Raw genomic sequence first — 8,983 nt, 5'->3', positions numbered from 1 at the left:
CTGGTGGAAGAAGCCGCTGCGGCAGCGTCCTCGCTGCAGGAGCAGGCCAGCGGGCTCAGTCAGGTGGTCAGCGTGTTCCGGCTGGGCAGCGACCAGGTGCAGCACCAGGCTCACCAGGCGCCCGCCCGTCCTGCGAGTCCCAAGGCCAGACCCATGCAGCCGCCGCCGGCCAAACGCGCCATTGCTGCGCCGCGCAGGCCCGCTGCACCCGGCGGCGAGCTGGCCACGGCCGGTGGCAGCTGGGAAACGTTCTAGTTCATGAGCCCCCGGAGCGTCGAGGCTGAAGTTTTCTGCAAACGGGCGGCTGCTCCAGCCTCAAGTTTTCCGGGGAAATGTCGTTATCTATTCCAGAGGCAGTCGAAAAACGCCGCCGCGTCACCGGGTAACAGTCGCCGCCTTGAAAGGCCAGCCTAATGTCGAATAGCATGTTTTATACAGGCCTGAGCGGCCTCAATGCCGCCCAGGCCGCATTGGTGACCACTGGCCACAATACCGCCAACGTCAATACCCCCGGCTACAGCCGTCAGGCTGCGCAGCTTGCATCGAGTGGCGGCACTTACAGCCCCAGCGTTGGGTTCTTCGGCAACGGTGTCAAGGTGGGTGACGTGACACGCAGTTACGACCAGTACCTGGTGTCGCAGCTCAACCAGGCGCAGTCCCTGAACCAGTCGCTGACCACCTACTCCACGCAGATCAGCCAGATCGACAACCTGCTGGCCGATCAGAAAGCGGGCCTGGCACCCCAGCTGCAGTCCCTGTTCACCAATATCCAGGCGGTGGCCAACACTCCGGCCGATCCGGCGGCACGGCAGCAGCTGATCAGTTCCGCCCAAGCCACGGCCAACCAGTTTCGTTCCATGGACCAGTACCTGACCGGCCTCAACGGCAGCGTCAACGACCAGATTGCCGGCAGTGTCGAGCAGATCAACACTTATGCCGAGCAGATCGCCAGCCTGAACAAGCAAGTGGCCATGCTCAGCAATGCCACTGGCGGACAGGCGCCCAATGACCTGCTGGATCAACGGGACCAACTGGTCAATGAGTTGGGGCAGTTAATCGGCACCAAGCTGGTGGTGCAGGACGGCGGCCAGTACAACATCTTCATTGGCAATGGGCAGACCCTGGTGCTGGGCGACAAGGCCACCAGGCTGGCGGCGGTGCCATCGTCGGGCGACCCCACCCGCGCCGTTGTCGCGGTGGTGAACGCTGCCGGCAATGCCGTGCAACTGCAGGACAGCATGCTCGGCGGCGGTGGCTCGCTCGGCGGGCTGTTGCAATTTCGCAGCGAAACGCTGGCCCCGGCGCAAAACTCGCTGGGCCGCATGGCGATTGTGTTGGCCGATACTTTCAATGCCCAGCAGAACCTTGGCATTGATCTGAACGGTGTTCTGGGTTCTGATTTCTTCTCGCAGGCCAGCCCCGGTGTACTGTTGAACAGCAAGAACACAGGCAACCTGGTGTTGACGCCGTCTTTTTCCGACAGCAACCAGTTGACCACCAGCGACTACCGCCTGGACGTGACCGCCGGACCGGCCTACACCCTGACGCGGCTGTCGGACAACCAGACCATTCCCCTGGCAGCTGGTTTTCCCGGTGTAGCGCCTGCGGACACCACCACCTTCGACGGCGTCACCCTGACGTTGGCCAGCGGCGCCGGCGCACCGGGCGACTCTTTCCTGATTCAGCCCACCCGCACCGGCGCACGTGACCTGTCGGTGCTGGTGTCCGACCCGGCCAGGATCGCGGCGGCTTCGCCCATCGTGACCGGCAACACCGCTGGCAACCAGGGCAGCGGCGCCATCAGCGCCGGAAAAGTCGACGCCGCCTACCTGGCGACACCGCTGGCGGCCACGGTGACACTGACCTACAACAGCGCCACCAATCAATTGTCGGGTTTTCCGGCCGGAGCCGCCGTCACGGTGACGCCTGCCAACGGTGTGCCCGACCCTGCCAGCCCCTACGCCGCGGGCGCGCCCGTGACGTATTCGCCGGGGGCGACCATGAGTTTCAATGGCATCACCGTCACCATCAGCGGCCAGCCGTCGAACAGCGACCGGTTCACCGTGGAAAAAAACAGCGGTGGCGTTTCCGATGGCAGCAATGCCCTGCTGCTGGGCGCCTTGCAAAACAAGAAAACCATGGGCAATGGGTCGGCCAGCTTCAACGACGCGTATGCGCAACTGGTCAGCAGCGTCGGCAACAAGGCCCGGCAGATCCAGATTGCCGGTACCGCCCAGACCAGCCTGACCACCCAGATCCGGTCTGCCCAGCAGTCGGTATCGGGTGTCAACCAGGATGAAGAAACCGCCAATTTGCTGATGTTCCAGCAGATGTACCAGGCCAATGCCAAAGTGATCCAGACGGCGTCAACGATGTTTGACGCGGTCCTGGGCATCAGCCGCTAAACCTTGCCCAGGAGTTCACGATGCGCATCAGCACCCAGTCTTTTTACGAACAGAGCCAGACCGCCATAGGCGCGCAGCAAAGCAGCCTGCTGCGGGTGCAACAACAGATGGGCGCCATGACCAAAATCCTCGCGCCGTCGGACGACCCCCTTGGCGCCACGCGCGCGTTGGCGGCCTCGCAGTCGATCGCGCTGAACTCGCAATACGCGACCAGTCGCGCGCAGGCCACGCAGACCCTGTCGCTGGAAGAAAACAGCCTGCAAAGCGTCACCACCATCCTGCAGAACATCAAGGGCCTGCTGGTCCAGGCCGGCAATGGCACGATGGCCGACGCTGACCGGACCACCATTGCCACCACCTTGCAAAGCAGCATTGACCAGTTGCAGGGCCTGGCAAACACCGATGACGGCAATGGGCAGTTCCTCTTCGCTGGCTTCAAGAGTGCCAGCGCGCCGTTTGTGCGGCAGGCCGACGGCAGCATCCTCTATGCCGGCGACCAGGGCCAGCGCCTGATGCAGGTGGACGTGTCCCGGCAGATGGCCGGCATGGACGACGGCCGCAGCATTTTTCAGACCGTGCAGGGCGGCGCAGGCTACGTCAGTGCATCGCCCGTCGGTAATACCGGTAGCGGCGTGTTTGGCGCGACGTCGGTGACGGATCTGGCCGATCCCAACTACGGCAAGGACTTCGTGATCAGTTTTCCGACGGCCACCACCTACCAGGTCGATACAGCGACGGTGCCGCCGGTCGCTGTGGTGCCAGCCACGGCGTTCACGGCAGGCAGTCCCCTCCAGTTCGGTGGCCTGCAGATCAGCATCACCGGCGCTCCCGCCGCGGGCGACAGCTTCAGCGTCGCCACGGCAAAAAATGCCGGAACGGACATGTTTGCGGCGATTGGTGATGTGGTCGCCGCGTTGCGGGCGCCGGTGGACAACGCCGGCCCGGCCGCGCAGGCCAAGCTGTTGAACGCGTTGAGCACCGGCAACAGGAAGATCACCAATGCACACGACAACGTCCTGACAGTGCGCGCCTCGGTCGGCACGCGCCTGCAGGAGCTGGACGCGCTGGGAGCCACCGGTGGCAGCCGCGCCGTCTACGACAAGAGTTACCTGTCCGACCTGCAGGACCTGGACTATGCGCGCGCTATTTCCGAGTTTTACCAGCGCCAGACCGCACTGCAGGCCAGCCAGCAGACCTTTGTGAGAATCCAGCAGATCTCGCTGTTCAATTACCTGTAGGCCTCATGGCTGTGCAGGCAGACGCGCTATCTGCTATACATTTAATAGCTGTCTGCATCCGTGGATATTGGGCTAAGGCCTCAAACCTTGCAAAAACTCCAGCGTGGTCGAAAACCCCGCTGCAAACCGCGGCTCCAGAAAAGGCGCCAGGTACTGCATCAGCAACTGCAGCATGGCCATGCCGGCCAGCAGCGTGATGGGAAAACCAACGGCAAAAATGCTGAACTGCGGCGAGACCCGGTTCAGGATGCCCATGGCCAGGTTCAGGGTCAGCAGCGTGGCGATGAGCGGCAGCGCCAGCATGAGGCCGGCCGAAAAAATCTCGCCACCCGCCGCCGCCAGCAGGAACCAGCCGCCGGCAGCCAGGGGGGCATCGGCCACCGGCAAGGCCTGGAAACTTTCTGCCAGTGTCATGATCACCACCAGATGGCCGTCTACCGCCAGGAAAATCAGCATGGCCATCACGTTGAGCAGGCGGGCGATGACCATGGTGTTGCCGCCGCTGGTCGGGTCGAAAAAGGACGCAAAGGACAGGCCCATTTGCAGGCCCACGTATTCACCGGCCGCCTGCACCGCAGCAAACACCAGGCGCATGGAAAAACCCATCGCCGCACCAATGAGGACTTGCTGGATCAGGATCCAGAAGCCGGCGGCAGACACCAGCGGCACCGCAGGCATGGCACCCAGCGTGGGCGCAACAACAATGGCCAGCAGGGCGGCGAGGCCGACCTTGGCGGCGCGCGGCACCGCGGCTTCGCTGAAGATGGGCGCGGTGCTGATGAGCGCCAGCATGCGCACAAAAGGCCAGAGAAAGGCCACCATCCAGAGATTGAGCTGGTCGGAGGTGACCGAGAAAACAGGAGGCATCAGCCAACGAGTTGCGGAATGGATGAAAACAGGTTGCGCATGTAGTCCAGCACGCTGTTGAGCATCCACGGACCCGCAATCACCAGCGTTGCAAACACGGCCAGCAGCTTGGGAATGAACGACAGCGTCATTTCATTGATCTGGGTCGCCGCCTGGAACAGGCTGATCAGCAAACCGGTGACCAGGGCCACCAGCAGCAGGGGCGCGCCGAGCAGCAGCGAGAGCTTCATGGCCTCGTAGCCGAGTGCCATGACTGATTCAGGTGTCATGTGTCGATCTTTCCCGGTGCGGCAGCGTCAGGTGTAAAAACTCTGGGCCAGCGCCCCGATCAGCAGCTGCCAGCCATCGACCAGGACGAACAGCATCAGTTTGAACGGGAGTGAAATCGTGGCGGGCGGCACCATCATCATGCCCATGGACATCAACACGCTGGCAACCACGAGGTCGACGATGAGGAAGGGAATGAAGATCGTGAAACCGATCTGGAAAGCGGTCTTGAGCTCGCTGATCACAAAGGCGGGCAGGAGGATTCTCAATGTGACCTGTTCCGGCCCTTCCAGTTTCTCGATGTTGGCCAGCTTGGCAAACAGCGCCAGGTCAGCCTCGCGGGTCTGCTTGAGCATGAACTGCTTGAAGGGCTCGACGCCGCGCTCCAGGGCCTGTTCGGCACTGATCTTGTTTTCGGCAAAAGGTTTGTAGGCCGTGCTGTGCACCTTGTCGAAGACGGGCGACATGACAAAAAAGGTCAGAAACAGCGAGAGCCCGACCAGCACCTGGTTGGGCGGCGATGATTGTGTGCCGATGGCCGTGCGCAGCAGGCCGAGCACGATGAGAATCCGGGTGAAGCTGGTCATGGACAGCAGCAGCGCCGGCAGAAAAGACAGGGAGGTCAGCAGTACCAGGGTCTGCACGCTGAGCGACCAGGTCTGGCTTCCGCCGGGGCCACGCGAGCTGGTGATGCCCGGCAGACCCTGGGCAGAGGCCAGGGCCGGCAACAGCATCAGGGCCAGCATCAACAATGGCCAAAGGAGCGGCAGCGCCGCGCGGCTTCGCAGGCAGACAGGATTTGTCACTGGCCATCCCGCTTTCCCAGCTTGTTCAGGGATTCCGCCAGCCTTTGTGAAAACGCACTGACACCGGCCAGGCCGCTGAGGGACGGCGTCGCTTCGGATTCGGACAGCTTTTGCGCCGGCATGGTGTGCAGCGCGTTGACCTGGCCCGCGGCGACGCCAAGCACCAGCCACGAGCCGCCGATTTCCACCACCACGACACGTTCGCGCTGGCCCACCATGGCGCTGGACACCACTTTCAGCAGGCGGCCGCCACCGGCCTGCTGCAAGCCGAAGCGCCGTGCGGCCCAGGCACAGAGAAAAATGAGGGCAAGCACCACGGCCAGGCCCAGGCCGGCCTGCAGCAGGCCGGCGGCACCGAAGGACCGCACGGGTTCCGCAGTAGCGGTGGGAACGGTCGGCAACACCGCACCGGCGGAAAAGCTGACGCAGGCCAGCGCGCTGGCGGCCAGCGCACGAATGTCCGGCCGGCTCATCGGTTCAGTTTCTGCATGCGTTCGGATGGCGTGATGATGTCCGTCAGGCGAATGCCGAACTTGTCGTTGACCACCACCACTTCCCCCTGTGCAATCAGGTAGCCGTTGATGAAGACATCCATCGGCTGCCCCGCCAGGCCGTCCAGTTCGACCACCGAGCCCTGCGACAGCTGGAGCAGGCTCTTGATGGTGATGCGCGTGCGTCCCAGTTCGGCGGTCAGCTGGACAGGAACATCCAGCACCCTGTCGATGTCGCCCTTGGCGATTTCGAAACCCGCGTTGCCCTGCAGTGGCTGGAAAACCCGCTCGCCGGCCGGCGTGGACGGTGCTGCGGGCGTCGGAGGCGGTGGGGCAGGGGCGGGTGCCGGTTCAGGTGCAGAGGCGAGCGCCTGCTCGGCGAGCGCGCTGCCCCAGTCGTCCATTTCTGCCGCCGGCTCTTGCTTGCTGTCTTCACTCATGGTCTTTTCCCTTGCTGGAGTCGCTGTCTTGGTGGTGGATCATTTTTTCCACGCGCAAGGCATAGTGGTTGTTGGAGGTGCCGTAGCCGCATTCCATGACGGGCACGCCGTTGACCTTGCCGATGATCGTTTCCGGAATCTCGACAGGCAGCACGTCGCCGGCCTGCAGCCTGAGCAGCTGGCCAATGCTCGATTGCATGGTCAGGAAATGCGCCCTGAGCTCGACGTCGGCGCTTTGCACCTGCTGCGACAGCTGTTTGACCCAGCGTTTGTCAACTTCGATTTCGTCCTGCAGCGGGTTGGACAACAGGTCCCGGATCGGCTCGATCATGGAGTACGGAATGCAGACATTGAGCGCGCCGCCGATGGGCCCGAACTCGATCTGGAAGGTGGTGTTGATCACCACTTCGTTGGGCGCCACGATGTTGGCCAGTTTGGCGTGCATCTCGGAACGCACATATTCAAAGTCAAGCGGATAGACCGGCTGCCACGCGCTGCCGTAACTTTCCAGCGTGAGGTTGAGCAGCCGCTTGATGATGCGCTGTTCGGTCTGGGTGAAGTCGCGGCCCTCGATCCGGACGTGGTAACGGCCGTCGCTGCCGAACAGGTTGTCCACCACGAGGAAGACCAGCTTGGGGTCGAACACGAACAGGGCCGTGCCGCGCAGCGGCTTCATGTGCATGAGGTTGATGTTGGCCGGAACCGGCAGGTGCCGGATGAAGTCGCCGTACTTCTGGATCTGCACCGCGCCGACTGAAATGTCGGCGCTGCGCCGCATGAAGGTCAGCAGCGCACTGCGCAGATGCCGGGCAAAACGGTCGTTGATGACCTCCAGCGTGTGCATGCGACTGCGCACGATGCGATCATCGGTGCCGAGGTTGTAGGTCGGCGGACCTTCCTGGGGCGGTGGCGGTGCAGTGACTGCGTCGGCGTCACCGGTGACACCCTGCAGCAGCGCATCTACTTCGTCCTGGGACAGCTGCTGGTCATAAGCCATGGGTGAATTTCATTGAGCGGGTTACTGCAGCATGAAAGTCGTGAACATCACACTGGAGATCTTCAGCGACGGCAAATTGGCCACGAAGGGCTGGTTGAGCGTCTTCATGATGTCAGCGGCCAGCTGGGCTCTTTCTTCCGGGGTGACCAGCGATTCGGCCGCGCGATTGGACAAGGCCGTGAGAAGCCTGCTGCGGACTTCAGGCAGGTATTGGGCAACCAGTGCCTGCGACTTGACGTCCGGCACCTTCAGCGTGACAGCCACATGCAGGAAGCGGCTGCGGCCGTTGGGCTGGAGGTTGACGGTCATGGGCTCCAGAGCGATAAAAATCGGATCGACAGGCGCCACGGTGGCGGACGCGGCTTCCTTGCGCTGGCTGGTCAGATAAAAGGCTGTGCCAGCCGCCGCCAGGGCAACCAGCGTGCCCAGAACAATCAGCAGGACGAGGAGCTTGCGCGACTTGGGAGTCTTGGGTGTCTTCGCGGGGGGAGTGCTGGTGGCCATGACTTTGCTGTTGGGATTTGAGAGTCGATTGTTTTCGAAAACCGGCGCCCGGCATCGCCGGATAAGCAGGGGTAAAACGCGTCAGATCCGGCATTTGCCGGACACGCGCCTTGTGGCGTTCCTCAGGCGTAGGTGTCCACGCTGATCCCTCTGCCTAGGGGGCGCGAAGTTTCCATGGCTGGCCGGACCGGGGGTGCCAGGTTGTCGGGCGTACGCTCCGCCCGGTAGCCGCGCTGCCCGTTTTGCCCGTTCTGGCCCTGGGCGAAGGCGGCTTGCTGCTGGCTCTCGGAGTTGACCGAGGTGTTGCCGAGACTGATCCCGCTGTCAGCCAGGGTGCTGCGCAGTTGCGGCAAGGCCGCCTCCACGGCGGCCCGCACCGATGAATGCGCCGACACAAACATGGCCTGGACCTGGTGGTCGTTCATGCTCAGCGTGACTTTCAGGGGGCCGAGTCCCGGGGGATTGAGCTGGAGCTCCGCCACCTGTTCACCGCCCTTGCCCATGTGGATCATCTGCTGGCCCAGGGCCTTGCCCCATTCACCGCTGCCGACCTCGGGAGCGAGCGACCGGGCCATGGCGGCAGGCGCCGCGCTGGAGGCAGGCATCCCAGTTGGTGCTGGCGCTGCTGCGACGCCGGCCGGACTGAGGGCCGGGGTGGCGCCGGCGGCGGAGATGTCGGTGACAACCGCCTGACCGATGGCGCTGGCGCTGGTGCTTGCCGATATGGCATCGGGCGCCGCCATCGCCGGGAGGGGCATTTTGACGCTGCCGTGTGTGGTGTCGGGTTCCGGGCCGCTGTCTGTGCTTGTTTCGGCGGAGACCTGCGGCAGGTTGTCGGCCTGGCCGCGGTGCTGCGGCGACTGACCGGCCGTGCCGCCGTCCGCAGCGCCGGACGGGCCGCTGATACCAGCAGTGACCAGTGCCACCGCCGGGCTGGCCTCCGCGGCCTGGAGCCGGGTGGGCAGGGC

The 8,983-nt window shown here is 63.6% G+C and carries 10 protein-coding genes and 1 pseudogene; 3 read left to right on the top strand and 8 right to left on the bottom strand.

Annotation, left to right across the window (positions count from 1 at the left end):
- The 3 genes and pseudogenes from B7G52_RS22580 to flgL form a co-directional block, all read left to right on the top strand.
- A pseudogene (locus B7G52_RS22580) lies at window positions 1-255 on the top strand (methyl-accepting chemotaxis protein); the annotation flags it as partial.
- Window positions 256-413: 158 nt separating this feature from the next.
- Window positions 414-2,405, top strand: a complete 1,992-nt coding sequence (gene flgK / locus B7G52_RS22575; RefSeq protein ID WP_096699908.1) for a flagellar hook-associated protein FlgK — start codon at window positions 414-416, stop codon at window positions 2,403-2,405.
- Between the two features lie 20 nt (window positions 2,406-2,425).
- A complete protein-coding gene (gene flgL / locus B7G52_RS22570) occupies window positions 2,426-3,643 on the top strand; it encodes a flagellar hook-associated protein FlgL (protein ID WP_096699907.1) in 1,218 nt (405 codons plus the stop codon).
- 72 nt (window positions 3,644-3,715) lie between these two features.
- Here flgL and fliR read toward each other — a convergent pair whose 3' ends face one another.
- From fliR to B7G52_RS22530, 8 genes are all read right to left on the bottom strand, one after another.
- On the bottom strand, window positions 3,716-4,510 hold the full coding sequence (gene fliR, locus B7G52_RS22565; protein WP_096699906.1) for a flagellar biosynthetic protein FliR: 795 nt from the start codon (window positions 4,508-4,510) through the stop codon (window positions 3,716-3,718).
- The gene (gene fliQ, locus B7G52_RS22560) at window positions 4,510-4,779 is read right to left on the bottom strand and encodes a flagellar biosynthesis protein FliQ (RefSeq protein WP_096699905.1); all 270 of its coding nucleotides are present in this window, start codon (window positions 4,777-4,779) and stop codon (window positions 4,510-4,512) included. The genes fliR and fliQ overlap by 1 nt, the downstream gene beginning before the upstream one ends.
- Before the next feature lie 27 nt (window positions 4,780-4,806).
- Window positions 4,807-5,523, bottom strand: coding sequence for a flagellar type III secretion system pore protein FliP (gene fliP, locus B7G52_RS22555; protein WP_096699910.1), 717 nt, complete (start codon window positions 5,521-5,523; stop codon window positions 4,807-4,809).
- A 56-nt stretch (window positions 5,524-5,579) separates the two neighbouring features.
- Window positions 5,580-6,056: a flagellar biosynthetic protein FliO gene (gene fliO / locus B7G52_RS22550; protein WP_096699904.1), complete on the bottom strand. Its 477-nt coding sequence runs from the start codon at window positions 6,054-6,056 to the stop codon at window positions 5,580-5,582.
- On the bottom strand, window positions 6,053-6,514 hold the full coding sequence (gene fliN / locus B7G52_RS22545; protein WP_096699903.1) for a flagellar motor switch protein FliN: 462 nt from the start codon (window positions 6,512-6,514) through the stop codon (window positions 6,053-6,055). Before fliN ends, fliO begins: the two co-directional genes overlap by 4 nt.
- Window positions 6,507-7,511 carry a flagellar motor switch protein FliM gene (fliM, locus tag B7G52_RS22540; RefSeq protein WP_096699902.1) on the bottom strand — a complete coding sequence of 335 codons (1,005 nt, stop codon included), beginning with the start codon at window positions 7,509-7,511 and terminating at the stop codon, window positions 6,507-6,509. The genes fliN and fliM overlap by 8 nt, the downstream gene beginning before the upstream one ends.
- Before the next feature lie 21 nt (window positions 7,512-7,532).
- Window positions 7,533-8,015, bottom strand: a complete 483-nt coding sequence (fliL, locus tag B7G52_RS22535) for a flagellar basal body-associated protein FliL (protein WP_096699901.1) — start codon at window positions 8,013-8,015, stop codon at window positions 7,533-7,535.
- Window positions 8,016-8,137: 122 nt separating this feature from the next.
- Window positions 8,138-8,983: flagellar hook-length control protein FliK (locus B7G52_RS22530; RefSeq protein ID WP_170954856.1), on the bottom strand; the 846-nt coding region annotated here is incomplete at its 5' end.

Origin of the sequence: Polaromonas sp. AER18D-145 (assembly GCF_002379095.1) — a bacterium.
Taxonomy (GTDB): domain Bacteria; phylum Pseudomonadota; class Gammaproteobacteria; order Burkholderiales; family Burkholderiaceae_C; genus Polaromonas.
Note: the sequence above shows the minus strand (reverse complement) of the source record. Positions and strands in the feature narration are given on the sequence as shown.